This is a genomic window from Martelella mediterranea DSM 17316 (assembly GCF_002043005.1).
Lineage (GTDB): Bacteria > Pseudomonadota > Alphaproteobacteria > Rhizobiales > Rhizobiaceae > Martelella > Martelella mediterranea.
Genome location: NZ_CP020330.1, coordinates 4426260 through 4451240, shown reverse-complemented (window position 1 = coordinate 4451240; position 24981 = coordinate 4426260). Strand labels below are relative to the sequence as shown.

Annotated in this window: 20 protein-coding genes and 1 riboswitch; of the genes, 10 read left to right on the top strand and 10 right to left on the bottom strand. The window is 62.3% G+C overall.

Going from position 1 to position 24981, the window contains the following annotated elements; translation table 11 throughout:
- Positions 1–1188 (top strand): tryptophan synthase subunit beta, encoded by a 1188-nt coding sequence (gene trpB, locus Mame_RS20765; protein WP_018064499.1) that lies wholly within the window; start codon positions 1–3, stop codon positions 1186–1188.
- Position 1189: 1 nt separating this feature from the next.
- Entirely contained in the window at positions 1190–2023 is an 834-nt protein-coding gene (gene trpA / locus Mame_RS20760; RefSeq protein ID WP_018064500.1) for a tryptophan synthase subunit alpha, read from the top strand.
- 48 nt (positions 2024–2071) lie between these two features.
- Here the strand turns inward: trpA and Mame_RS20755 are convergent, their stop codons facing one another.
- The 4 genes from Mame_RS20755 to Mame_RS20740 form a co-directional block, all read right to left on the bottom strand.
- A complete protein-coding gene (locus Mame_RS20755) occupies positions 2072–2767 on the bottom strand; it encodes a Crp/Fnr family transcriptional regulator (protein WP_018064501.1) in 696 nt (231 codons plus the stop codon).
- Between the two features lie 111 nt (positions 2768–2878).
- Positions 2879–4144, bottom strand: a complete 1266-nt coding sequence (locus Mame_RS20750) for a TRAP transporter large permease (protein WP_018064502.1) — start codon at positions 4142–4144, stop codon at positions 2879–2881.
- Positions 4141–4644, bottom strand: coding sequence for a TRAP transporter small permease (locus Mame_RS20745; protein ID WP_018064503.1), 504 nt, complete (start codon positions 4642–4644; stop codon positions 4141–4143). Before Mame_RS20745 ends, Mame_RS20750 begins: the two co-directional genes overlap by 4 nt.
- Positions 4645–4714: 70 nt before the next feature.
- The gene (locus tag Mame_RS20740; RefSeq protein WP_018064504.1) at positions 4715–5713 is read right to left on the bottom strand and encodes a TRAP transporter substrate-binding protein; all 999 of its coding nucleotides are present in this window, start codon (positions 5711–5713) and stop codon (positions 4715–4717) included.
- Between the two features lie 299 nt (positions 5714–6012).
- On the opposite strand from Mame_RS20740, the gene cysD reads away from it, so the two are divergent.
- The 3 genes from cysD to cysQ are packed head-to-tail and all read left to right on the top strand — an operon-like array spanning position 6013 to position 9604.
- Entirely contained in the window at positions 6013–6912 is a 900-nt protein-coding gene (gene cysD / locus Mame_RS20735) for a sulfate adenylyltransferase subunit CysD (protein WP_033409937.1), read from the top strand.
- Positions 6912–8804 (top strand): bifunctional sulfate adenylyltransferase/adenylyl-sulfate kinase NodQ, encoded by a 1893-nt coding sequence (gene nodQ / locus Mame_RS20730; RefSeq protein WP_018064506.1) that lies wholly within the window; start codon positions 6912–6914, stop codon positions 8802–8804. Before cysD ends, nodQ begins: the two co-directional genes overlap by 1 nt.
- 5 nt (positions 8805–8809) lie before the next feature.
- Complete coding sequence (gene cysQ, locus Mame_RS20725; protein ID WP_018064507.1) at positions 8810–9604, top strand: 3'(2'),5'-bisphosphate nucleotidase CysQ; 795 nt, start codon at positions 8810–8812, stop codon at positions 9602–9604.
- Between the two features lie 88 nt (positions 9605–9692).
- Here the strand turns inward: cysQ and Mame_RS20720 are convergent, their stop codons facing one another.
- A complete protein-coding gene (locus Mame_RS20720; protein WP_018064508.1) occupies positions 9693–10994 on the bottom strand; it encodes a glycosyltransferase in 1302 nt (433 codons plus the stop codon).
- 474 nt (positions 10995–11468) lie between these two features.
- Here Mame_RS20720 and Mame_RS20715 point away from each other — a divergent pair, with 474 nt between their 5' ends.
- From Mame_RS20715 to Mame_RS20690, 5 genes are all read left to right on the top strand, one after another.
- Positions 11469–12467, top strand: coding sequence for an MraY family glycosyltransferase (locus tag Mame_RS20715; RefSeq protein WP_018064509.1), 999 nt, complete (start codon positions 11469–11471; stop codon positions 12465–12467).
- Positions 12468–13118: 651 nt separating this feature from the next.
- Positions 13119–15137, top strand: a complete 2019-nt coding sequence (locus Mame_RS20705; RefSeq protein WP_235726809.1) for a GumC family protein — start codon at positions 13119–13121, stop codon at positions 15135–15137.
- 176 nt (positions 15138–15313) lie between these two features.
- On the top strand, positions 15314–16453 hold the full coding sequence (locus tag Mame_RS20700) for a lytic murein transglycosylase (RefSeq protein ID WP_018064512.1): 1140 nt from the start codon (positions 15314–15316) through the stop codon (positions 16451–16453).
- 98 nt (positions 16454–16551) lie between these two features.
- Positions 16552–16654, top strand: a riboswitch (TPP riboswitch).
- A 165-nt stretch (positions 16655–16819) separates the two neighbouring features.
- Positions 16820–18616: a TRAP transporter large permease gene (locus tag Mame_RS20695; protein ID WP_018064513.1), complete on the top strand. Its 1797-nt coding sequence runs from the start codon at positions 16820–16822 to the stop codon at positions 18614–18616.
- A gap of 14 nt (positions 18617–18630) precedes the next feature.
- Positions 18631–19629 (top strand): TRAP transporter substrate-binding protein, encoded by a 999-nt coding sequence (locus Mame_RS20690; protein ID WP_018064514.1) that lies wholly within the window; start codon positions 18631–18633, stop codon positions 19627–19629.
- A gap of 26 nt (positions 19630–19655) precedes the next feature.
- Here Mame_RS20690 and Mame_RS20685 read toward each other — a convergent pair whose 3' ends face one another.
- The 5 genes from Mame_RS20685 to Mame_RS20665 form a co-directional block, all read right to left on the bottom strand.
- Entirely contained in the window at positions 19656–20963 is a 1308-nt protein-coding gene (locus Mame_RS20685; RefSeq protein WP_018064515.1) for a GGDEF domain-containing protein, read from the bottom strand.
- A gap of 302 nt (positions 20964–21265) precedes the next feature.
- Entirely contained in the window at positions 21266–22546 is a 1281-nt protein-coding gene (locus tag Mame_RS20680; RefSeq protein ID WP_018064516.1) for a TRAP transporter large permease, read from the bottom strand.
- A gap of 4 nt (positions 22547–22550) precedes the next feature.
- On the bottom strand, positions 22551–23075 hold the full coding sequence (locus Mame_RS20675; protein WP_018064517.1) for a TRAP transporter small permease: 525 nt from the start codon (positions 23073–23075) through the stop codon (positions 22551–22553).
- Between the two features lie 139 nt (positions 23076–23214).
- A complete protein-coding gene (locus Mame_RS20670; RefSeq protein ID WP_018064518.1) occupies positions 23215–24198 on the bottom strand; it encodes a C4-dicarboxylate TRAP transporter substrate-binding protein in 984 nt (327 codons plus the stop codon).
- Positions 24199–24251: 53 nt separating this feature from the next.
- Positions 24252–24947: a GntR family transcriptional regulator gene (locus Mame_RS20665; RefSeq protein WP_033409940.1), complete on the bottom strand. Its 696-nt coding sequence runs from the start codon at positions 24945–24947 to the stop codon at positions 24252–24254.
- Positions 24948–24981 lie beyond the last annotated feature (34 nt).

The following is a 24981-nucleotide window of genomic DNA, read 5'->3' as shown; positions in this document are numbered from 1 at the left end:
ATGGCACGCATGCAAAAGCGGGAAGCGCGCCCGGGCCGCTACGGCACGTTCGGGGGCCAGTTCGTCGCGCCCGTTCTGCTTCCGGTGCTCGACAGGCTGGAGGCGGCGTTCCGCGAGGCCTGGTCGGATCCGACCTTCCACACGGAACTCACTTTCCTGCTCAACCGCTTCGTCGGTCGCCCGACGCCGCTGTTCGATATACCGGCCTTTCCGGCGCGCGCCGGCGGGGCGCGGATCGTGCTCAAGCGCGACGACCTGACCTTCAATGGCGGCAATTACGCCAATTCGGCGGTCGGCCAGTGCCTGCTGGCAAAGCGCATGGGGCTTTCCGCCGTCGTCACCGACACCGGCTCGGGGCAGAATGGCATCGCGGCGGCGGCCACCGCCGCGCGTTTCGGCATGGGCTGCACCATCTATATGGGCACGCGCGATGCCGCGCAGCAGGCGGCGGCGGTGAAGAAGATGCGCCTTTTCGGTGCGAAGCTCGAGATCGTCGACGATGCCGACCGGGCGCTGAGTGCCGCCACCAGCGCCGCGATCCGCCACTGGATGGGCCATTCCGACACCGATGCCTATCTCGCCGGCGCGCCGATCGGCCCGCATCCTTATCCCGAGATGGTCGCGGCCTTCCAGTCGGTGATCGGCAAGGAAACCCGCCTTCAGCTCATCGAGGGCGGCATTTTTCCGGCGGGGGTGTTTTCCGCCGTCGGCGGCGGCTCCTCGACCATCGGCCTGTTCTCGTCCTTCGTCGATGACCTCGCGATCCGGTTGGTCGCAGTGGAAGCGGCGGGCACCGGAGAGCCGGGCGCGCTCCACGCCGCAAGGCTCTCGCATGGCCAGCGCGGCATCTTCCATGGGGCGGAGACGCTGGTTCTCTCCGACGCGGAGGGGCAGATATTGCCGGCCGCCTCGATTGCGCCGGGGCTCGCCTATCCGGGCTCCGCGCCGCAGCTTGCCGATCTCGTCCACCGCCGCCGCGTCGAAACCGTTTCGGTGACGGATAGCGAGGCGCGCGCCGCCGTGCGCCGGCTCGCCGAAACCGAGGGCGTTCTGCTCTGCCTGGAGGCGGGACATGCGCTCGCCGCCGCCGAGCATGTGGCGCGGACCATGGAGCCGCATGAGGCGGTCGTGGTGATGGCGCCCTCCTCGGGCGACAAGGACATCGATATTCTCTGGCAGGATGACTGATATGGCGCGCAAGACCTACAAACGCGAAAACCGCATCGACGCCATGTTCGCCCGCCTCAGAAAGGAAAAGCGAACGGCGTTCGCGACCTTCACGGTGGGCGGCGATCCGACCTTCGAGGAAAGCCTCGCCCGGCTGAAGACATTCGTGGAGGCGGGCATCGACCTGATCGAGATCGGCTATCCGTTTTCCGACCCGATCCTGGATGGCGCGACGATCCAGAAGGCGAACCGGCGCGCGATGGCGGCCGGCGGCAACCTTTCGAAGACCTTTGAGCTTTGCACCGCTTTCCGCAAAGAGGACGACACGACGCCGCTGGTGCTGATGGGCTATGCCAACCCGATCATCGCGCTCGGCTATGAGCGGTTCGCGCAAAAGGCGGCTGCGGCCGGGATCGACGGCATCATCGCCGCCGACCTTTCCTTGCGCGAGGCCGGAGACCTGCTGAAGGCGCTCGCCCGGCACGGGCTCTACATGATCCCGCTGGCCGCGCCGACGCTGGAGGCCAAGGACTTCGCCGTGGACCAGCCGGGGCTCGGCGGTTTTCTCTACTGCATACCCGTCGTCGGCCCCACCGGCGGTCCCTCGGCCTCGCAGGACGCGATTGCCGAAGCGGTGGAACGCTGCCGCCGGCAGGTCCGGCTCCCGGTCATGGTCGGCTTCGGCGTCAAGACGCCGGAGATGGCCGCGGGCGTGGCAAGCGTGGCCGACGGCGTTATCGTCGCCACCGCGCTGATCGACGCGTTTGTCGCGCTGGAGCAGGAAATGCCGCTTGCCGATCCGGCCTTTCAGAGCCGGGTTGCCGAAAAATTGGCGGCGTTCCGGGCGGCGATCTGAAGGGCCGGTCCGTCCAATGCGAGGTGTGTTTGGCGTGCGATTGCAACCCTAATGAAGCGCTCTCAGTTTCTGCATGTCGGTGATATCGATGGCGTTATATCCGATCACCAGTATGCCGCTCGCTTCGAGATCCTTGAGGACGCGGTGGACGCTTTGCCGGGAAACGGAGAGCATTGCCGCGATATCGTACTGGTTGATCACGATCTGTGTTCGCCCCGGTTTTTCCGATCGGAAACCGCGCTGGTCGACATAGGTCAACAGACAGCGCGCGACCCGGGTGGTGAGGCTGCCGGGCGCGAAGCGGTTGAGGGTTATCAGCGACATGCGCAGCCGCCGACACACGATCTCCAGCATGGCCCTGGTCAGTCCGATGTCGGAGTAGATGAAATTGCGGAACTGGCCGGCCGGAACGAAAATCGTCGTGCTCTCGCCGTGAGAGGAGGCGAAGTGGTCCGGCGACTGGCCATCAATTACGGACAGGAACCCGAAAACGTCGCCGGCCAGCAAATCCCCCGACAGAAACCGGTCTCCGTTTTCACCGATGTTCTCAAGTCTGATGCTACCGCGCACGATGAAATAAATCCCGTCGGCGGGGGCATCCAGCGTGGCGATCACCTGACGGTTGGCGAGCGTTCTCACCGAGGACATCGTCATGAGCTGCTGTTTCTGTTCGGCGGTCATGCCGTTCAGAAACTGGTGCGAATCGCCGAATTCCTCGAAAAGCCGGGCAACACTCTCTGCCATGATCGTACTCCCTCGATGCTTGCTGGAGGGAGACTGTAACAATAGATACAATCCGTACAATGCTGCAATTGATATTCCTCGGGCCGCGACAGCCCTGCTGGAGGGAAAGTCTTACCGCGAACCGACCAGCGCCATCGCTATCCATGGCTGGAAGGTCACCAGCAGAAGGCACAGGATCATCAAAAGCACGAAAGGTATGGCGGCGCGGCAGACCAAGCCGAAATTTTCCTTGAACGCCGTCATCGCGACGATCAGGTTCAGCCCGAGTGGCGGCGTGAGAATGCCGATTTCGAGGTTCAATACGATGATCACGCCGAGATGCGTGCTGTCGACGCCATAGGCATGGGCCAGCGGCTTCAGGAGCGGCGCCGTGATTGCTATGGCCGAGGCCGTATCCATGAAACAGCCGATCAGCAGCAGCATCACATTGGTCAGCAGCAGGAACACGGTCTCGTTGTGCACGTGCTCCGTCATGAAGGCGATGATCTGGTTCGGGATGCGGTGCTCGGCAAGCAGCAGGTTCAGCGAGACGGCGACGGCGATCAGCGGGAAGAGCGCGCCCACCAGCTTCGCCGATTTCACGCATATTTCGACATAGTCTCGGGATTTCAGCTCGCGGAAGAACAGCACCTCGACGACAAGCGCATAAAGAAGCGCAACGGCGGCTGCTTCGGTGGGGGAATAGTAGCCGCTGTAAATCCCGCCGAGCAGAATGATCGGCATCAGCAAGGCGGGTATGCCCCGGAAAATGGCTTCGCCCAGATCGCTCATGCTGAACCGCTGGCGCGGCACGGACCAGTTGCGCGCCATGGCATAGGCCGAAAATACGCCGGTCAGCAGCAGCCCCGGCCCGATCCCGGCCAGGAACAGGTTCGAGATATTGGTGTCGGTGACGACGCCGTAAAGAATCATCGGCAGGGAGGGCGGGATGATGATGCCCAGCGTTCCGCCCGCGCAAAGCGCCCCGATCGCGAAGGATTTCGAATAGCCGTTTGCAGTCAGCGCAGGATACAGCACTGAGCCCACCGCCAGCATGGTGACGATGGAGGAACCGGAAATCGCCGAAAACACCGCGCATGACAGGATCGTGGCCACTGCCAGACCGCCGGGAATGGGACGGGTGAGGGCGGACATGACCGCCACCAGCCGTTCGGCGATGCTGCCGCGACCCATCACCGCGCCCACCAGGATGAACAGGGGCACGGACAGCAACAGTTCGCGATCCATCGTCGCCCACAGGTCCTGCAGGAAATATTCCGGCGCGCCGCCGCCCCAGATGAGCTGGGCGACGCCCGCGACGAACATCAGGATCAGCACCAGCTCGACCCGAAGGATCAGAAGCAGGATCGCGACCCCGAGAAGAAGCAGGGCCATCATTCCGGCTGTTCCCGTTCGACAGGGGCCAGTTCAGGAAAGGCCGCATAGATCAGATGGCGCAGGGCGGAGAGCACAAAGGCCACGGGCAGGATCGTCTGCACCGGCCAGACCAGCCAGCCCAGAGTCAGGTCGCGCTCCCCGATCATGCGGGAAAAGGACACCATGTCGACGGCGCCCCATGCCAGAAACAGAAGGATGGCGGCGGAGGCCACCCGGCCTGCGCGCCGGGCGCGCGCTTCGGCGCGGCCCTGCGTGACGAAATCCAGAAACCGGGGTCTGAGATGCGCGCCGCTGGCGGTTGCCAGACCGAAACCCGCCATGGCGCACAGGATCAGGGCATAGACGGCAAACTTTGAGGAACCGAACAGACCATGCGCGAAAACCTCCCGTCCGATGACGTCCGCGGACAGGGCGGCCAGCACGGCCGAAAAGCTCAGCACGACGACGGCTTTCTCGATGGTCGATACGGCATTCAGAAAGCCCTGGACTATGCGGATCATGAGCGTTTTCTTTTAACGAAACGAAAGGTGCCGAGCGTTTGGCGCGCCTTCCTGTTTCTGGTTTCAGGCATTATGAACCGCAATCCGCTTTTGCTTGCTGAATGGTCTCGAAAAAGCCGGTGGCATCCCCTTTCAACTCGCTGAGGGACTTGTGCCACGTGGCGCGCGCGGCATCTTCCCAAAGCTTCTGCTGGTCGGGCGTCAGATGGACGATCGTCCCGCCGGCTTGCGTAAGCCTGTCGGACATTGCCTTTTCAAAGGCCAGGATTTCCTGCAGTTTGGCGCCGAATTCCATCAGCGACAGGGCGTCGGTCAGGGCGGCTTTCTGCTGATCGTCGAGCTTGGCCCAGCTCCGCGGCGACACGATCACCGCGCCGAGGCTGAACAGCACGTCAGCGCGGGTATAGACGGGCAGGGTCTCGGTAAGCCCGGACGCCATCGCATAGGTCAGCCCGAAGTTCACCGCGTCCACCAGATGCGTACTTGCCGCCGACGGCGTGTCCTCGGCCGGCAAAGGCAGGGGCGTGGCGCCGATCGACTGGAAGAAATTGATCGAGGAACTGGAAGGGGCGCTGCGCACTTTCTTCCCCTTCAGGAGGTCGGGCGACACCAGCGGCTCGGAGCCGACCATGGCCTGATGCTCCACAGGGGCAAAGGTCAGCAGGTGAAATTTCCTGCCCGCCGCCTTCTGGGCGGTTTCGGTGAGCCTGGGAACCGCGCACACGGTCTGTTCGTCGCTGTCGAACATGAACGGGAACATCATCGTATCAAGCTCGGGCACGATGCCGGACAGGATCGGCAGCGATCCGGACCACATGTCGATCCTTCCGCTCAGGGCGCTCGTCAGCGTGTCGCCCATCGAGCCAAGCTGTCCGGCGTAGAATATCTCGATCTTGACCTGACCGCCGGAAAGCTCATCAACCTTCTGGACATAGGCCTGCGTCTGCTTCGCCCATATGGTCGAGTCCTGTGCGCCGGTCGCCAGTTTCAGCGTGACCGGCTCGGCCTGCGCCGCGCTCGCCATGCAGACGGCGAGGGCGGTCAGCAGCCCTTGGACAGAAATTCCCATAAATCCCCCCGGATGATTGTTTCAATGAATAAGTCTAGCTCCGAAGCTTACCATAAATTGTACATTTTTTAACGTTCCCCCGATTTAGGCGTTCGGGTTGACCCCTGGAACTTGGAGGACCCTCCAGCCGGCTGGAACCGGATATTGCCGGGCTGGCGCCAGAGGTCGGCAGGGGATTAGGATTTTTTTCCAAAAACCCCGGGCTCAATGGTCAAATTGACATTTACTTATCCCGCCGAACCTTTATCCATAGGTCGCATTTAGGAATTTCGGTTCATTCATATTATCGGGAATATTCAATGGCTCTTACACATTTGCAGAGACTGGAGGCGGAATCGATTCACATCTTCCGCGAGGTCGCGGCAAGCTTTTCCAGACCGGTGATGCTGTATTCGATTGGCAAGGATTCGTCGGTGATGATGCACCTGGCGATGAAGGCGTTCTATCCGGCCAAGCCGCCCTTTCCGTTTCTTCATGTCGACACCACCTGGAAGTTCCAGGCGATGTATGCGTTCCGGCAGAAGATGGCCGATGATCTGGGCATCGATCTGCTCGTTCACGTCAACCCGGAAGCGGTCGAGGCCGGCATCAATCCCTTCGATCACGGCTCCAGCACCCATACCCATCTCTGGAAGACGGTCGGCTTGCGCCAGGCGCTCGACAAATACGGCTTCGATGCTGCTTTCGGCGGCGCGCGCCGCGACGAGGAGAAGTCGCGCGCCAAGGAGCGCATCTTCTCCTTCCGCAATGCGCAGCATGCCTGGGATCCGAAGAACCAGCGCCCGGAAATGTGGAAGACCTACAATACCCGCGTCGGCAAGGGTGAATCGATCCGCGTCTTTCCGCTGTCGAACTGGACCGAGCTCGATATCTGGCAGTATATCATGAAGGAGAACATTCCGATCGTGCCGCTTTATTTCGCGGCCAAACGCCCGGTGGTCGAGCGCGACGGCGCGCTGATCATGGTCGATGACGCGCGCATGCCGATCGGCCCGGATGAGGCCGTGACGGAGAAGATGGTGCGTTTCCGCACGCTCGGATGCTATCCGCTGACGGGCGCGGTCGAATCCGATGCCAGCGACCTGCAGGCGATCGTGCGCGAGATGCTGACGGCCAGAACCTCGGAGCGTCAGGGCCGCATGATCGACAAGGACGAAGCCGGTTCAATGGAAAAGAAGAAGCGGGAGGGGTATTTCTGATGGTCGAGGATGTTTCCGGAGACATGATCGCCTATCTCGTCGAACAGGAAAAGAAATCGCTGCTGCGCTTCCTGACCTGCGGTTCGGTCGACGACGGCAAGTCGACCCTGATCGGCCGCCTGCTTTACGATACCAAGCTGATCTTCGAGGACCAGCTTGCCTCGCTTGCAAGCGACAGCGCCCGCCACGGCACGACCGGCGAGGATATCGACTTCGCGCTTCTGGTCGACGGGCTGGAATCCGAGCGCGAACAGGGCATCACCATCGATGTCGCCTATCGGTTCTTCGCGACGGCGCGGCGCAAGTTCATCGTCGCCGATACGCCCGGCCACGAGGAATATACCCGCAATATGGCGACCGGCGCTTCGACCGCGGATCTCGCCATCGTGCTGGTCGACAGCCGCCAGGGCATTCTGACGCAGACCCGCCGGCATTCCTTCATCGCCTCGCTGCTCGGCATCCGCCATATCGTGGTCGCGATCAACAAGATCGACCTGATGGACTATTCGCAGGAGGTCTACGACAGGATCGTCGCCGACTATCTGGAATTTGCAAAGGATCTCGGCTTCGAGACGATCGTGCCGATCCCGATCTCTGCGCGCTACGGCGACAATGTCACCCTGTCGTCAGAGAACATGCCGTGGTATGAGGGACCGGCCCTGCTCGACCATCTCGAGACGGTTCCGGTCGCCTCCGACCTTGCCGAAAAGCCGTTCCGCATGCCGGTGCAGCTGGTTACCCGCCCGAACCTCAATTTCCGTGGTTTTGCCGGCCAGATCGCTTCCGGCCGGGTCGCCGTTGGCGATCGCGTCATGGTCGCCAAGTCCGGAAAGACTTCGGCGATCCGCCAGATCGTGACCATGGATGGCGATCTCGACAGTGCCGAGGCGGGGCAGGCGGTAACGCTCGCCCTTCAGGACGAGATCGAGGTCTCGCGCGGCAATATCCTGGTGGCGCCCGGTGCGCGGCCGAATGTTGCCGACCAGTTTCAGGCGAAAATCATCTGGTTCGATGCAGACGCGATGATCCCCGGCCGCTCCTATATCTTGCGGACCGAGGCGGACCAGACGCCGGCAACGGTAACCGCCCTCAAATATCAGGTGAACATCAACAGCTTTACCCATGAAGCGGCCAAGGCGCTCCACATGAACGAGGTCGGGGTGTGCAACATCTCCACTCAGGCCCCGATCGTGTTCGATGCCTATGCGGATAACCGCACCACCGGCAATTTCGTGATCATCGACCGGATCTCCAACAAGACCGTTGGCGCGGGCATGATCGATTTCGCGCTGCGCCGGGCGCAGAATGTTCACTGGCAGGCTGTCGAGGTCAACAAGAAGGCGCATGCCGCCCTGAAGACACAGACGCCGGCGGTGCTCTGGTTCACCGGGCTTTCGGGATCGGGCAAATCGACGGTCGCCAACGCGCTGGAGAAAATCCTTCATGCCAAGGGCAGGCATACCTACCTGCTTGACGGCGATAATGTCCGCCACGGGCTCAACCGCGATCTCGGCTTCACGGCCGAAGACCGGGTCGAGAATATCCGCCGCGTGGCGGAGGTGGCCAAGCTCATGGCCGATGCCGGGCTGATCGTGCTGGTGTCGTTCATCTCGCCGTTCCGCTCCGAGCGGCGGCTGGCGCGCGAGATGATGGATGATGGCGAGTTCATCGAGATTTTCATCGATACTCCGATCGAAGTCTGCGCCGAGCGTGACCCGAAAGGGCTCTACAAGAAGGCGCGGGCCGGCGAGATCGAAAACTTCACCGGTATAACGTCGCCCTACGAAGCGCCGGAGAATCCCGACCTCCATCTTCACACCGTTGGTCACGACCCGTTTGAACTGGCGAGCCGGATCGAGACGTTCCTCGCGAGCCGGGAGACGGGCGAGTGAGCGCCATGGCCGATATGCAGCAGGTCTTCCTCGATGCGGCGCTTGAAGCGGGCAGGGCGATCATGTCGATCTACGAAAACGGCATCGACGTGTCCTACAAGGAAGACCAGTCGCCGGTGACGGCAGCCGACGAGCAGGCAGAGGCGATCATTCTCGCCCATCTCGCCCGCGCCTTTCCCGACATTCCGGTAATCGCCGAGGAGAGCGTTGCCGCCGGCGTGGTTCCCGATATCACCGGCAAGGCCTTCTTCCTTGTCGACCCGCTCGACGGGACGAAGGAGTTCATCAACAGGCGCGAGGATTTCACCGTCAATATCGCGCTCGTTGAAAACGGCGTGCCGGTTGCCGGAATCGTCTACGCGCCGGCCAAGGGCGTGGCCTACCGCACCATCGCCGGCGGCGCCGAGAAGCTGATCGTGACAGATGGCGTCGTCGCGCGATCCGAGACGATCAGATGCCGCCCCAGGGGGGAGGTACTGACCGCGGTGGCCAGCCGATCGCACAACAGTCCGGAAACCGAGGATTTCATGCGGAAAATCGGCGTGTCCGATTTCACCTCAGTGGGCTCTTCGCTGAAATTCTGCCTTCTCGCGGAAGGCGTTGCCGATGTCTATCCGCGTTTCGGGCGTACCATGGAATGGGATACCGCCGCCGGCGACGCGGTCTTGCGCGCCGCCGGAGGAACGACCGAATGTGCCGACAGCACCGCCTTCGCTTATGGCAAGACCCGGCAGGATACCGACAGCGATTTCGCCAATCCGCCCTTTATCGGATGGGCGCATCTGCCTTCCCGCTCTTGACTGCGGCCGATCTGAGATGAGTGACCGCGCGGCGCTGGTTTGAAGCGCGGGCTGCTGCTTGGAGCCTCCTTTTCCGATCAGTTCATCATCAGACCGTCTCGCCTCGTCGCGGATCGCTCAAAGTCTGCGTTATGATCTCCACGGCGGTTTTGACGCCGTTCTCCCGGCGCAGACGCGCCGCCAGGTTTTCCGCATTGTCGCGCAGAAGCGTGTTCGTCACCGCTTCCGCGATGGCTGCTGCCAGGCTGTCTTCCGTCAGACGCCTGCGGGGCAATGGGGCGACGCCGACGCCAAGTGCGGCGCTCAATTGTGCCCAGCCCCGCTGGTCGCCGAAAAACGGACATATCACGCAGGGAACGCCGGCGTGCAATCCTTCCGCCGTCGTTCCCGCGCCGCCGTGATGGACAACCGCCGCCATGCGCGGGAAAAGCCACGCATAGGGAACGGGCGGTATGGCTATGATATCGTCGCTGCCTTCCACGTCCAGGCCGGCCCACCCCTTCGCGATGACGCCGCGCCGGCCCGCCTTGCGCAGGGCCGCCGCCGCCAACCTTGCGAGCGCCCTGGCGTCACCGCTCGGCATGCTTCCGAATCCGATGAAAACCGGCGGCTCTCCGCGATCGAGAAAGGCGGCCAGGTCCGGAGGCGGCGTGTAACCCCGACCGTCATCGAGCCGCCAGTAGCCGGTGACGCGCGCGCTCTCCGGCCAATCCCTTGGGCGCGGCAGGACGCCGGAACTGTAGGCGTGCAGTACGCCGATATTGCCGGCGCCGGGCGGAAACAGGACCGCGCTTCCGTTCCGCACCGGCGGCAGGTCGAGAACCTCGTGGCGAAACCGGTTCATGCGACGGCGAAAGGAGCCGATGGATTTTCGGACAAGCACATAGGTGAAGCGGTTGTAGCCGGGGAGCGGAAGGTTTGGCAGGCCCATGGCCGGGAAGGCGGCCGTCGGCACGAGCATGGGCTGGAGCATTCCCAGAAAAGCCGGAACACCGAGTTTCTCGGCCACATGCGGGGCCGCAAAAAGCTTGGCATTGAAGACGATGAGGTCAGGAGGGAAATCGATGGCGGCAGCAAAGGTTTCGCGCATCAGACCGTCCTGGATGGCGCCGGATCGTCTTGATAGTCGAATGCCGGCGGTGATGCGTGGCAATAGGCCGGAATCGCCTTCGAGCATGGTCTTGCCGTCCGGGGATTCAAGGGCGGCAAGAGAAGTGTCGGACATCGGGAAAAAAGCGACGCCATGACTTTCAACAAACGCGCGGAAGCGGGATGAGGTCGCAAGCGCGACATCGAAGCCGGCCTCTTTCAGGCCATGGGCCAGAGCCAGGAAGGGCTCCACGTCCCCACGGGTGCCATAGGTGCAGATGAGAACCTTCCTGGGCGTCAATTGCCATCACTCCTCTTCACACGAACGCCGCCGCAAGGGCTGGGCTTGCCGTGCATGCTCAGATTGCGGGATCGAACAGCTCGCTCTATCAGGCCGCGCAGATTTCACTGACCGAATAAAACATGAAGTCTCTGTTGACGAAGTGCAGCCATATGGTAATTTAACAGTATCTTGATTGCATTTTGCTTGCAATTTTTACGTGGTTACATTTTAAGTTGTAATGTGGTCCGAATTTTTGGATCGCAATTCATGATTGTATTCTATTTTAATTGATTGATTAAGTTTGAACGGCCTGGTCAGCCATCGTTTCTTTCAGGGGTGCCACCATTCATGAGTGGGTATTTTTTTCAAGCGCTAGTGTCTGCGTTCGTCGTCTCGGCAGCGGTCTGCGCTCTCATTTTGTCGACTCGAAAGTTTCATCTCAGATTTTCGGACCGTCGCAGGGACACTGCGGCCGTTCAGAGCGCACACCGGGTGCCGACGCCGAGAATCGGCGGGGTTGCCATTCTGGTCGCGCTCGTGTCGTTCGGCGTGCTTATACCCGATACTGGAAACCATAATCTCTGGTTGCTGCTCCCTTCGCTCATGCCGGTGTTTCTCGCCGGTCTGGCGGAGGATCTCGGATTTAACGTATCGCCGCGCGATCGTCTGCTCGCCGCCGCGATATCATCCTTGCTTGCAATTCTGCTGTTCAAGCTCTGGATCCCGAGAACCGACATTCCGCTGATAGGCGCGATTTTGATGTTCGCGCCGTTTGCGATGGCCATAACCATTTTCGGCGGAGCCGGTATCTGCAACGCTTTCAATCTGGTGGATGGCGTCAACGGACTTTCCGGCCTCATCGCTGTCGTCGTTGCGGCTTCGCTTGCGGCTATTGCCGCACAAAACGGTTTGTTCGAGGTCAGCGCCTGGTGCGCCGTCGTCATGGGCGCACTGCTCGGCTTTCTTGTATTCAACTTTCCGCTGGGCAAGATTTTCCTGGGAGATGCCGGCGCTTACGGCATCGGTCACGTTCTCGCCTGGCTTGCGTTCCTGATACTGAACTTCGTTCCGGATCTGACCCCGTGGGCGTTGCTGCTGATATTCTTCTGGCCGATCGCGGACACCATGCTCGCCATCTTCCGTCGCCGCATTGCCGGACGTCCCGCCGACCAGCCGGACCGACTGCATTTTCATCAATTGGTCATGCGCGCGCTTGAGATCAGTGTCCTTGGACGGAATGCGCGGCATATCAGCAATCCAATGACGACGGTCATCCTCGCGCCGATGTTCACCGCGCCTGCGATCGCCGGGGTCTTGTTCTGGAACAAGCCGGCGATGGCCGCTCTCCTCCTGGTGTTTTTTGCCGCCCTCTTCGTGGCGACCTATCAGTTCGGCGCCCGCATCACGGCCGCCCTTCGTCCTCAGTCCGGCCACAGGTTCAATTTCCACTTGGCGCACCACAAGAGGCTGTCCCATAAGAAGGATCTTTGATCGGGCGTTGCGGCAAGCTGGGATATGGCCGGACACAGGTCATTGCGTCCGGCGTCCGGATGGCACGAACATGTGAAGACGAACAGCCGCTGGCAGCTTGCGCTTTCCGGCATTTTCAGAGACTATAAATTCTGGTTTTGACGGGAAACTATTTTGATCAAGCTTGGCCAAGCCGCACCACCGCTTTCCGGCGGTCGCCGATCTTCCGGGCGTTGCGCGTGATGTGGGTGTTTCCGTTGTTTCCGGATATCCCTGGTTCTGGCCTGACCTTGGCCCCCGAACCTTCCAGCAAGCCGCGCGAGGCACGCCGAAAGAGGTTCGGCTGGCGAGCAAGCCTCCACGCCGCCATAACGCGCTCTTGCCTTCCGTTCAAAGCATTTTTCAATCAGGCCGATGCGCGCAGCAATGCTGCAGGTCGCGGCGTTCATGGTCGGGAGCTTGACTGGTCGGACCGCTTGGTCTATCGCCCGGTCGACTCATACCGGGAAAGACTGCGTCTAAATAATGCGGGATCGGCTGAGAGCATGACCAGAACGTTTTACACCTGAGTATTTGAGCAACATGCTAAACAGCAAAAACAATACTGAAAATGACGATATCGATCTCCAGAAGATATTTTCTATATTCTGGAGGCGGAAGTTTCTGATTGCGGTGATATTCATCCTGTTCGTTCTGGCGGGCGGGTATTACGCCATCAGGATGACGACGCCGATCTATCGGGCAACTTCAGTCACGATGGTGAGCGGTCAGGCGGAGAACATTATCGATATACCGAGCGTCCTTGCGCAGCTCGGAACAGACGATGTCGCCCTGCAATCCGAAATCGAGGTGATCAGGTCGCGTATTTTGATCGGAAACGTGGTCGATAATCTCGATCTGATGGCGGACCCGGAATTCAACGCGGCTTTGAGAGAGTCGACGACGTTTGCGAGATTTGTCGCCTATATCAAGAGCCTATTCCCAACGCCGTCCGATTCCGACGTCCCAGGGCCGGACAGGACCCGGGACCGGGTGGTGAGCGCGTTGCTGGATAAGTTCACGGCAACCGTGGTTCCCGACACCACCACCTTCAGGATAACCGTGAGTTCAGAGGATCCTGAAAAGGCGGCGCTGATCGCCGACTCGATCGCCGAGCAGTATGTGCAGCGCCAGATCGATGTCAAACGCGGCGCGACGGTCGATGCGATCGACTGGCTCAGCGAGCGCGTCGCCGAACTGAAGGTCTCGCTCGAAAAATCCGAAAATACCGTAAAACAGTTCAAGACCGATACGCCGCTGACCACGCCGGAAGTGTTAAGCGGGCTGGAGCGGCAATTGAAGTCGATCCGCGATCGCATCACCGAGACGCGCCAGAGGGTCGAGGCTTCCGATGCCTTGTTCGCGAATCTCGAGCAGGCGTCGTCTTTTGAAGACAAAGCTGTTCTGCTGGGGGACCCGACGCTCATCGATCTCTCGGCCACCGCGCCTCGCAATAGAAGAGATGCCGCGCGTTTTGAAGCGAGACTGGAGACCCTGCTCGTCGATCGCCGCAGGGACGCGGCCGAACTCAAGAGCCAGCTTGCCTCTCTGGAGACCGCGGAGGCAGCGCTCGAGAGAAAGATTCAGACCGAAAGCGCGGCCTATCTCGAGCTGGAGCAGTTGACGCGGGAAGCGGAAGCCAACCGGACACTTTACGAATATTTCCTGGCACGTCTCAAGGAGACCTCCGCTCAGCAGGGGATACAGCAGGCGGACAGCGTCATTCTTTCCTATGCCGTCGTTCCCGAGAATGCGAGCGAGCCGTCCAAGAAGCGGATCGTCCTTCTTGCCGGTCTTGTGGGGCTTGTTTTCGGCGGCCTGCTCAGTCTGCTGCTGGAGATGCGGAACAGAACCTTCAAGACATCGCAGGAACTCGAGGAGCTCGCTGGTCTGCCGGTCGTCGGCATGTTGCCTCTGGTGCCGGCGAAACACCGGAGCGATCTCTTCCACTACCTTCAAACGCATTCGACCTCACCGTTTGCCGAGGCGATACGCAATCTCAGAACGTCGGTTGTGCTTGCCAATCTCGACAAGCCGCCGCAGGTGATCATGCTTTCGTCTTCCATCCCCGGCGAGGGGAAAACGACAAGCAGTATCGCTCTGGCGCTGAATTTTGTAAGCATGGGCAAGAAGGTCCTTCTGGTCGAAGGCGATCTGCGACGGCTGACCTTTCACCAGTATTTCGGCAATTCCAGAACCGACGCCGGTCTGATTTCCGTGCTTTCGGGAAAGCAGACCCTGGATGAAACCGTTTTCCACAGTGAAGACCTGGAGCTCGACGTTCTGTTTGGCGAGCGCTCGCCGAAAAATGCGGCCGATGTTCTTTCATCGAGGAAGATGGATGAGCTGCTTCGCGAGGCCCGGTCAAAGTATGACTTCATAATCGTCGACGCGCCGCCGGTGCTGATCGTGCCTGATGCGCGTGTTCTCAGCCAGTTTGTCGATGCCATCCTCTTCGTCGTCAAATGGGATTCGACCCACCATCACCAGGTCGAAGAGGCGGTCCGTTCGTTCGAGGAAGGCAAGATCGAGGGGCTCGTACTAAACCAGATCGATCCGAATGGATTCAAGCGGTATGGCTACAACTACGGCTATGGCTATGGCTATGCCGCCCATTACGGCGACAAATATTACGATACGGACGACGACTAGCCCAGTTGCGGCCCGACAGGCCAGGGACTTGCCAGCCCGTGTTGCACAGCGGAAAAAAAACTTTCACCGCTGTGCCTTCCTGCACCCCCGTTCCATAAATTGGACGCAAGCTCGTGCTCTTTCGGTCGGGAGGCCGATGCGCTAGGCTTGCGCACGAATGGAGCGGGGTTATCTGTATGTATCTGACGCGACGCGCGTTTTCTCTCGGGGCGATTGCAGCAGCGCTTTCAGCGTGCACGAACAGTTCGGTTGGCAGTTTTTCCTCCGTTGCCGATCCGGCGATGCGGCCGGTGGCCAATCCGGAATGGAACGCCTGGGTCGCCGGGTTCAAGAGCCGCGCGGCGGCGCGCGGGATTTCCAACGACACCCTGACGGCGGCCTTCGCCAATGCCGGGTACACGCCGGGGGTTATCGAGCAGGACCGCAACCAGACCGAATTCAAGCGCACGCTGGAAGACTATCTGGCCATTGCCGGCTCCGATGAGCGGATCGCCAAGGGGCGCGCCAATTATGTCCGCTACCGCGATGTTCTGGAGCGGATCGAGGCGACCTATGGCGTCGACGCCAATGTGATCGTCGCCATCTGGGGTCTTGAGAGCATGTATGGCGAGCGGCGCGGCAGCATTCCGGTGGTCTCGTCGCTCTCGACGCTCGCCGTCGAGGGGCGGCGCGGCGCTTTCTTCGAAAGCCAGCTGGTCGGGGCGATGCGGATCCTGCAGAACGGCGATATCACGCCCGAACGGATGACCGGAAGTTGGGCCGGCGCCATGGGCCATACCCAGTTCATCCCGACCTCCTATCTCGGCTACGCCGTCGATTTCAATGGCGACGGGCGGCGCGATATCTGGGACGCCGACCCGACCGACGCGCTGGCCAGCACCGCGAACTATCTTGCCCGCTCGGGATGGCGAAAAGGTCAGCCCTGGGGCGGCGAGGAGGGCTCGCCCGGCGCTGCCATCGACGGCACCAGGATACAGCCGCAGGCGGGCGGTCCGGTCTTCGTCGTCGGGCACAATTTCAACGTCATCAAGCGCTACAATAATTCCACCAATTACGCGCTGGGTGTGGGATATCTCGCAGACCGGATCGCGGGCGCTGGCCCACTCAGGGGCAGTTTTCCCGATGACAATTACGGCTTCAGCGCCGACCAGCGCAAGGAATTGCAGTCGCGGCTTTCGGCGGCGGGCTACGATGCCGGCACCATCGACGGCGTGTTCGGCGACCAGACCCGCGCGGCGATCGCCGCCTATCAGCGGCAGAACGGGCTGAATGTCACGGGCGAACCGTCGATGGCTCTGCTGCAAAGGCTTCGGTAAAACCCGTCGGTGGAACGCTCGCAAGTTTTCTTGCGTTGCCGCCAGACGCTACGTTTCCGGCCTGCCATTGACACAGGCCCAAAAGCCGGACAAAACCTGACTATTCCGAGGGGTGCATCCTGCGATGCTGAGACGGCGGTGAGCCGGACCCTTGAACCTGATCCGGGTCATGCCGGCGTAGGAACGGAAAATCTGGCCGCTCTGCCATAACCTTTCTCTTCTCCGCCGGTCTCCGTGATTGCAACATCCTGGGGATCGCATCATGAAGCCTTGCCTTCCAATACCATGCGCGGGCCGCCGATGGTTCAGCCGTCCGAACGGATGTTTAGAGACAGGCGCCGCCTGCGAACGGCATCGTCCGTACCCATGACGGCGATCCGCAGCACCGCCGGACGGTTTGCGGACGCGCTGGAGACGGCGCTCGGCATGCTCGCCGCCGTTATTCTGATGGCGATGCTCGCCCTTGTCGTGGCGGGCGTCGTGCTGCGCTATGTCTTCCACACCGGCGTCGTCGGCATGGAGGATCTGGGAATCTGGCTGAATATCGCGCTGATCTCGGCCGGCCTGCCGCTCACCCTCTCCGGACCGCTGTCAATGCGGCTCGACGGCCTTGTGAGGCTGCTCCCCGATCGGGCATCCAGCGTGCTCGCTGCCGTGGCCGACGGCTTCAGCGTCGTCGCGGGCTTGATCCTGTGCCTTGGCGGACGTGAGGCGATCGCGTTGCTCGGCGGAATGTCGCCAACGCTTGGGCTTCCGGAATGGGTGCGCTTCGCCTTTCCGGTGGCGGGCGGGCTGGGTCTGCTCGTGTTGCTCTGCCTGCGCCGCCTGGAGCGCTCGAGCGGCGCGCGGCTGATCTTCGGCTTCGCGCTCGGCGGGTTTGTTTACTGGGCGGTTGGCCGGTTTGCGATCAATATCGCGCTGCCGGCGAGCCTGCCGCTCGCGCTTGCCGCCGCGCTCGGCCTCGTTGCCGGCGCGCCGCTCGCCCATGTTTTTCTGGCATCGTCCTACGGCGCGATTGCCTTCGGCGCGTTGCAGACGGAGCAGGCGATCATCGCCAATACGGTGGCCGGCATGTCGAAATTCCTGCTGCTGGCGATCCCGTTCTTTCTCCTTGCGGGCGCGTTTCTGAAGCTCTCGGGCGCGGCCGGCAAGCTCGTGCAGTTCGCGGCCTCGCTCGTTGGCCATTATCGCGGCGGGCTGGCGCAGACGACGCTTTTGACAGGGGTTCTGTTTTCCGGCGCGTCCGGTTCCTCCGTCGCCAATGCCGCCTTTGCCGCCTCGACCTTCCACCCCGAACTGGTGCGCCATGGCTATCCGCCCGCCCGCGCCGGCGCGCTTGTCGCCGCGTCCTCGGTTCTCGACAACGTCATCCCGCCGTCGATCGCCTTTCTCATCCTGGCGACGGCGACCAATCTCTCCGTCGGCGCGTTGCTTGTCGGCGGGCTGTTTGCCGGCCTGCTGATGGCGGTTTGTCTCGCCGTCGCGATAAGGCTTGCGATGGGGACCGCGAGCGGCGCGCCGCCGGCTTCGGCGGAAACGCGCAGGCGTGCCGGGATCGCGGCCCTGCCAGCCTTCGTCCTCGGTCTGATCGTGGTGTTCGGCATTCGCCTGGGCATTGTCACGACGACCGAGGCGGCGGGGCTTGCGGCGCTCTACACGCTGATCCTGGCAGCAACGTCCCGCCGTTCCGGTTCCAGCATTGTCGCCGCCTTCCGCCAGTCGGCGGCAGAGGCGGCGGCGATCGGCCTGCTGATCGGGGCGGCGGCCCCCGTCGCCTTCCTGCTCGCGATCGACGATATCGCCGGGCTTGTGCGCCACCTCGCCGGCCTGTTCGGGGGCAGCGCCGTTGCCGTGCTCCTGCTCGCCAATGTGCTGCTGCTGGTCGCGGGCCTGGTGATGGATATCGGGGCGGCGATCCTGCTTCTTGGTCCCGTCCTGCTGCCGGTCGCCGTTTCCGCCGGAATTGATCCGATCCGCTTTGGCGTCGTCCTCGTCGTCAACCTGATGATCGGCGGACTCACCCCGCCGGTCGGCATGCTGGCCTTCGTGGTCGGCGGCGTCACCGGTCTTTCGCCGGAAAGCCTGTTCAGGGCGATGCGTCCCTTTCTTCTGGCGCTTCTCACCGCCCTGCTCGTCATCACCCTCTTTGCCGTTCCTGTCTGAAAGGTTTGTCTGCCATGACTTCGCTCAACCGTCGCAGTCTCATGAAAACAGGCGCTGCCGCCGTGGCAGTGCTTGCCGCGCCCGCCTATCTGCGAACCGCCAGCGCTGCCACGCGCGATGTCGTCATCGCCTCGCTTCTCAGCGAGGACAAACCCGAGACGAAGGTCTGGCGTTTCTTCGCCGCTGAGGTCGAGCAGCGGCTGCCGGGCCGGTTCCGTTTCCGGATCGTGACCAATGGCGCGCTCGGCGGCGAAAAGCAGGTGGCGGAGAATATCCGCCTCGGAGCCGTGCAGGCGAGCCTCTCCACCGTCTCGGCGCTTTCGGCCTGGACGCCGCAATTACAGTTGCTCGACCTGCCTTTCCTGTTTCGCGATGCCGCCCATCTTCGCGACGTCGTCACCGGCCCGATCGGCGACGACCTCTCGGCCCGGCTTGCTGAAGAGCAGTTCATCGTCGGCGGCTTCATCGATTACGGGGCCCGCAACCTGCTGGCCAAGGCGCCGATCACGCGGCCCGGGCAGATGGAAGGCAAGACCATCCGCGTGATCAACACGCCGCTCCACACGCGCCTTTGGAGCGCCTATGGCGCGACGCCGGTCGGCATCCCGATCACTGAAACCTATAACGCGCTCGCCACCGGCGTGGCGGATGCCATGGACCTGACGAAATCGGCCTATGCCGGGTTCAAGCTCTACGAGGTGGTGCCGTACATGACCGAAACCCGCCATATCCGCGCCGCCGGGGTGCTTTATTTTTCAGCCGGCTTCTGGAACAGCCTCGATCCCGAAACACAGACCGTCCTCGGCGCGATCTCGGCCGAGGCCGCGCTCTATTTCAATCGCTTGATCGTCGAGGATGAGGCGCAATCCGTGGCGCTTGCCAAGGCGAATGGCGCCACTTTCCTTGAGCCGGAGGAGATGGAGGCATGGCGCGCGGGGGCGCGGGGCGTGTGGAGCGATTTTGCGCCCATCGTCGGGGGAATGGAGATGATCGAGGCGGTGGCGCAGGGCTGAGCTACGCCCGAAACCGCCTTCGAAGGTCAGCCGGTGACCTTCACCTGGTTGCGGCCTTCCATCTTGGCGGCATAGAGCGCGCGGTCGGCGAGCTCGATAATATTGGGCGGCGAAACCCGCGGGCTGAAGACGGATATGCCGATGCTGACCGTCAGCGTCTGCTTCTGCCCGTCCGGGAGGATGAGCGTCTGCGCGGCGATAGTGTTGCAAAGGCGCTCGGCGATCGCTGTCGCCTCGTAGGTTCGCAGTCCCGGCAGGATCATCGCGAATTCCTCGCCGCCATAACGATAGGCCCGGTCATTCTCGCGCGCGCTCAGTTCAATCGTATCCGCAACCTGCCTGAGCGCATCATCGCCCGCGAGATGGCCATGGGTGTCGTTGAACTGCTTGAAATGGTCGACGTCGATCATCAGCAGGGAGAACGGCTCGCCGCTCTCCTTCGATACGGCGATAGCCTCGTCGAGGGCGCGGTCGAACTCGCGCCGATTGTAGAGGCCGGTCAGGCCATCGGCGCGCGCGGCCGCGGAGAGGGCATCTTCCTGCTGATTGATCTGCTTGAGCATGGTGTTGAAGGCCTGCGCCACCGAGGCGAGTTCGGGGGGAACCTGAACCTCGATTTCGCGGTTGCGCGTGCCGCCGGCGACCAGCATCGCACCTTCCACCAGTTTGTCGGTGCTGCGGATCAGAGCCTGGTCGATGATGAATATGCCGATCCCGGAAAAAACCAGCGCCAAAACGCCCGCAATCGCGGCAAAGCGGTCGAGCCGCTCCATCGTTTCAAGCGCTTGTCGGTGGCTTTCCTCGTTCAGCAGGCGCATGCTCTCGGCAATGCTTTCCACGCGCTTGCCGGTTTCGCCGATGACGCTTTCAAAGCGCATCAGGGGCTGGTCGGCGCCGCCGGGCAAGGGGCTGACATTCGAGGCTGCCTCAAGCAGCAGTGTCCATTGCTGGCGCACGCCTTCGAGCACGGGATCGAAGGAAGGATATGTCTCCGTTATCATTTCCAGATCGCACAGGTTGGCGGCGATATCGCGCTCGGCCGTCTCGAAACGATCGCGGTAGCTTTCGTCTCCGGTCTGGGCGAAGTCGTTCACGTCGGTGGCGATATCCCAGAGATTGCCCTGGATCCGCTCCAGCGCCAGCGATACCTTGTGCTGGGTGTGAAGGACCTGCCGGAAGGGTTCACGGAGCTGATCGCGATAGTCCAGATACCAGAAGGCGGAAAGGAGCGCGACCGGCAGCAGCGCCATCATGAAGCCGACGATCAGCCAGGCCCTGAGAGAAAGCCCTCGGAACCAGCGGCCAAACAGGCCGGGATCACCCGATTTGTCCATCCAACAATATCCCCTGCGGCATCATGCCGTTGTTCGCTTTTCCAGTGTGTTTCGGTGGTGCTGCACTAGACTGAACAGGGGGCCGGTTCAACTATCTCCAAGTTGTCATTTGGCCCGGGCGGTAAGCCACCTTGAGCATGCGCGGCGCTTTGGTTGAGAGGCAACGCGCCGGAAATTGACCTCCTCGCGGCCAGCGGCGGCATGTCGCAGCGGTTCCGGAGGGACCGGGTTCGCACGCGGGAGTTGATCGCACGACTCCCCCGCCGTCATGGGCTGCGGGGCCGAAAGCCTGCGTGACGCAGCTATCCGTACATCAGGTTCGGCAGGAACAGCACGATACCCGGCACGAACAGAAGCAGCGCCACCAGCGCCATGATGGCGGCGATGAACGGCCAGGATTCTTTCACGTAATCCTCGATCTTGGTGTCCAGCAGGCTGCAGACCGTGAACATCGCGACGCCGACCGGCGGCGTCATGCCGCCGAAGGTGACGATGGTCATCATCAGGATGCCGAAATGCACCGGGTCGACCCCCGCCTTGACCACGACCGGGACGAGGATCGGCGTCAGCAGCAGCACCAGGATCGTGCTTTCGAAAAACAGGCCGGCGATGAACAGGCCGATTAGGATGACGGTGACGATCAGAACCGGATTGGCGAGGCTTTCCAGCATGAAGCCCGCCACGCTCTGCGGCACCTGAAGGAAGATGATCGCGAACCCGATCATGCCCGACATCAGGATGATCAGCATGATCAGGCCGATATCCGACAGCGCATGGCCGAAGGCCCGCTTGATCGTCTCAAACGTCATCACCCGGTGGGCGAAGACGCCGACGAGGATCGCGTAGACCACCGCGAACGCGCCGACTTCCGATGGCGTGAACAGCCCGCCGCGGATCGAGCCGATCAGAAGCACGGGAAACAACAGCGCCCATTTGGCGCCCCAGGCCGCGCGGCCGAGTTCGCCGGCCGTCGGCTTCCTCATGTCGCTCATGACGTAGTTACGCTTGCGGGCGACGAGCCAGGCGGCAACCATCAGAAACGCCATCATCAGCACGCCGGGGACGATGCCCGCCATGAACAGCCGGCCGATCGAGACCTGGCCCACATAGCCGTAGAGGATCAGGCCGATCGACGGCGGAATGGTCGCGGTGATCAGCGAGGACATCGCGATCACGGCGGAGGAGTAGCCCTTGGAGTATCCGTTGGAGATCATCTGCGGACCGAGCACGCGCGCTTCCATGGCGGCATCGGCGACGGCCGAGCCGGACACGCCGCCCATCAGCGTCGACAGGATGATCGAGACCTGCGCGAGGCCGCCCGCCATCCAGCCGACGGCGACCTTGGAAAAGGTGAACAGCCGGTCGGTGATCCCGCTTTCGTTCATCAGGTGGCCGGCGAGCACGAAGAACGGCACCGCCAGCAGCGGAAAGCTTTGCGAAACGGTCGCGATTTTCTGCACGCCGATCGAGACCGGCATGATGTCTGAGGTCAGGAAGAAGGTGAAGCCCGAAATGCCGATCGCGAAGGCAATCGGCGCGCCAAGCAGCATCAGGGCGAAGAAGACGATACCGATCAGGGCCATTGGCTTACTCCGCCGCGCCGGCGTGGACCACCGGTTCGTCGTAGGCCGCGGTGCGGGTGAAAACCAGCGTCCCGTCCTTCACATTGCGCCAGGCCTGCCAGAGATTGCCGAGGATCGAGATCGACAGCATCACGCAGCCTGCGGGCACGGCAATCGTCACCCAGGCATAGGAGAGGCCGGAGTCGCCGAACTGGCGTTCCTTGTTGAGCATGGTGAGCTTGTAGCCCTCATAGGCAAGCAGCATGAGAAAGGCGAGGAACAGCGCGGCAAGCGCCGTCTCCAGCGCTAGCCGGTAGCGGTGCGGAAACGGGCGGACCAGGAAATCGACGCCCAGATGGCCGCGCTCGCGCATGGCCCGCGTCGCGCCGATGAAACAGAGCCAGATGAACAGAAGCTGCGCAAGATCGACGGACCAGATCAGCGGATGGCCGAAGAAACGCATGGTCGCGGCGATGAACACCAGAAAGGTGATGACCGCAAGCAGGGTCGCGCCTGCAACATACTCGATCTTTGCGAGGAAACCGGGCATGGTGGCCCCTCCCGATATGGCGCGAGGAGCGACAGCTCCCCGGCGTGTTTTTCTTGGGCTCCCGCAGTGGAAGCCGAATGTTGTTTTCGGCCGCGCCTCTGGAGCAGGGCGCGACCGGCTTTCGGCAGGGCCCGCGGGCTTACTGCGCGGCGATCGCCTGAAGCTTGTCGCGCAGATCGCCATAACCGAGATTGTCGTAGACCACGGCGGTCCGTTCCTTGAACGGGGTGACGTCGATCTCCTCGACCATTACGCCGTTGTCTTTCAACTGCTGTTCAAGGCTCGCCAGCGCGTCCCGGGTGCCGTAGGAGGCGATGTCGCCGGCCTTCAGCGCTTCCTCATGCAGGATCGTCTGCAGATCTTCCGGCAGCGAATCGACCCATGCGGCGGAGGTGATGAGGCCGGTGATCAGGTTGATATGGCCGGTCAGCGTGATGTTGGTGATGACCTCGTCGAGCTTGGCGCCGACGACGGCGGGAAGCTGGGCTTCCGCTCCGTCGATGACGTTGGAGGAGATCGCGGAGTAGACCTCGCCCCAGGGCATCGGCGTCGGCGTCGCGCCCATGGCCTCGATCGTGCCGGTCCAGACCGGCGCGCCGGGCGTGCGCATACGAACGCCGGAAAGGTCATCCGGCCCGTTGATCGGCTTCTTGGTCAGCAGATGGCGTTCGCCCTGCCACCAGTTGAAGCTCAGGACGTCGAGGCCTGCCTCGTCGTGAAGCGTCGTCGCCCATTCGTTGAACATGTCGGAGGTGACGACCTTGCGGATGCCGTCATAGCCATTGGCGAGGTAGGGCGCGCCCAACACGCCGAATTCGTTGACGAAAACGGCAAGGCGGCCGCCGTCGACCACGACCGCGACCGGCGCGCCGGCGCGGGCCTGTTCGAGCACATCCTCGTCGGGACCAAGCTGTGAATTCGGGAACAGGCGCACTTCGAGCGCGCCGTCGGAGGCTTCGGCAACATTGTCGCGGAAGGCCTCAAGGCCCTTGTAGAGCGGGTCCGTGGTGGCGAGCGCGGTGTTGACGCTCAGCGTATAGTCGGCGGCGAGCGCTGTGCCCGCCATCAGGCTTGCGGCAAGGCCGGCAAGCGCGATGCTTTTGATATTGGCGATGTAGTTCATATCGTCCTCCCATTCAGACGGCGGGGCGTTGCCCCGGTGGCAATGTCCGGGGCCTAGCGTCCCGGCTCCTCGAAAAACTCAGGCTTTTCCTCGAATATCGCGGGCAGGTCGCTCAGGATCTCGCGCAGATGTCCGCGCACCGCGGCCTCCGCCGCTTGCTGGTCGCCATCGCCGATCGCGTTGACAATGGCTTCATGCTGGGCGGTGAGCTTGACCATCGGGAAACGCAGCAGGCTGAGATAACGCACGCGATCCATCTGCACCTTCAGCCCCTCGATCAGGGCCCAGGCGCGCGCCTTGCCGGCGGCGTCGGCCAGCGTCTTGTGAAACAGTTCGTCCAGCTTGATGAAGCGCGCGGCGTCGGTGCGGGCCGCTTCGCGCTGTTCCTGCAACTGGAGCCGCAATTCCTCCACCAGCCCCGCGTCGGGTCTTGCGGCCAGAAGCTTGACGATATCGGCCTCGATCGCCTCGCGCACGAAGCGGGCATCCATGACGGCGGCCTGCGATATCCGGCGCACGAAGGTGCCGCGCTGCGGACGTACTTCCAGCAGGCCTTCCTCCGAAAGCTTGATGAAGGCTTCGCGCACTGGCTGGCGGCTGACGGCGAAGCGGGCCGCAAGCTCCGACTCGGAAAGCCTGGAGCCGGGCGGCAGATCGTTGTGAAGAATGAGGTCACGCAGAATGCCATGCAGCTGGGCGCCGACCGGCGCGCCCGGAGCAATCATCGTTTGCACTGTCTCTGGCAGCATTGCGTTCCTCCCTATGGTTTCAGGTTGCACCATA

Excerpts from the sequence above, each read along its gene's own strand:
- cysQ (WP_018064507.1), top strand. The coding sequence starts at position 8,810 with ATGGCCGATATGCAGCAGGTCTTCCTCGATGCGGCGCTTGAAGCGGGC.
- trpB (WP_018064499.1), top strand. The coding sequence starts at position 1 with ATGGCACGCATGCAAAAGCGGGAAGCGCGCCCGGGCCGCTACGGCACG.
- Mame_RS20680 (WP_018064516.1), bottom strand. The coding sequence starts at position 22,546 with ATGGCCCTGATCGGTATCGTCTTCTTCGCCCTGATGCTGCTTGGCGCG.
- cysD (WP_033409937.1), top strand. The coding sequence starts at position 6,013 with ATGGCTCTTACACATTTGCAGAGACTGGAGGCGGAATCGATTCACATC.
- Mame_RS20685 (WP_018064515.1), bottom strand. The coding sequence starts at position 20,963 with ATGGACAAATCGGGTGATCCCGGCCTGTTTGGCCGCTGGTTCCGAGGG.
- Mame_RS20745 (WP_018064503.1), bottom strand. The coding sequence starts at position 4,644 with ATGATCCGCATAGTCCAGGGCTTTCTGAATGCCGTATCGACCATCGAG.
- Mame_RS20690 (WP_018064514.1), top strand. The coding sequence starts at position 18,631 with ATGACTTCGCTCAACCGTCGCAGTCTCATGAAAACAGGCGCTGCCGCC.
- Mame_RS20675 (WP_018064517.1), bottom strand. The coding sequence starts at position 23,075 with ATGCCCGGTTTCCTCGCAAAGATCGAGTATGTTGCAGGCGCGACCCTG.
- nodQ (WP_018064506.1), top strand. The coding sequence starts at position 6,912 with ATGGTCGAGGATGTTTCCGGAGACATGATCGCCTATCTCGTCGAACAG.
- Mame_RS20740 (WP_018064504.1), bottom strand. The coding sequence starts at position 5,713 with ATGGGAATTTCTGTCCAAGGGCTGCTGACCGCCCTCGCCGTCTGCATG.
- Mame_RS20755 (WP_018064501.1), bottom strand. The coding sequence starts at position 2,767 with ATGGCAGAGAGTGTTGCCCGGCTTTTCGAGGAATTCGGCGATTCGCAC.
- Mame_RS20670 (WP_018064518.1), bottom strand. The coding sequence starts at position 24,198 with ATGAACTACATCGCCAATATCAAAAGCATCGCGCTTGCCGGCCTTGCC.
- Mame_RS20750 (WP_018064502.1), bottom strand. The coding sequence starts at position 4,144 with ATGATGGCCCTGCTTCTTCTCGGGGTCGCGATCCTGCTTCTGATCCTT.
- Mame_RS20665 (WP_033409940.1), bottom strand. The coding sequence starts at position 24,947 with ATGCTGCCAGAGACAGTGCAAACGATGATTGCTCCGGGCGCGCCGGTC.
- trpA (WP_018064500.1), top strand. The coding sequence starts at position 1,190 with ATGGCGCGCAAGACCTACAAACGCGAAAACCGCATCGACGCCATGTTC.
- Mame_RS20695 (WP_018064513.1), top strand. The coding sequence starts at position 16,820 with ATGACGGCGATCCGCAGCACCGCCGGACGGTTTGCGGACGCGCTGGAG.
- Mame_RS20700 (WP_018064512.1), top strand. The coding sequence starts at position 15,314 with ATGTATCTGACGCGACGCGCGTTTTCTCTCGGGGCGATTGCAGCAGCG.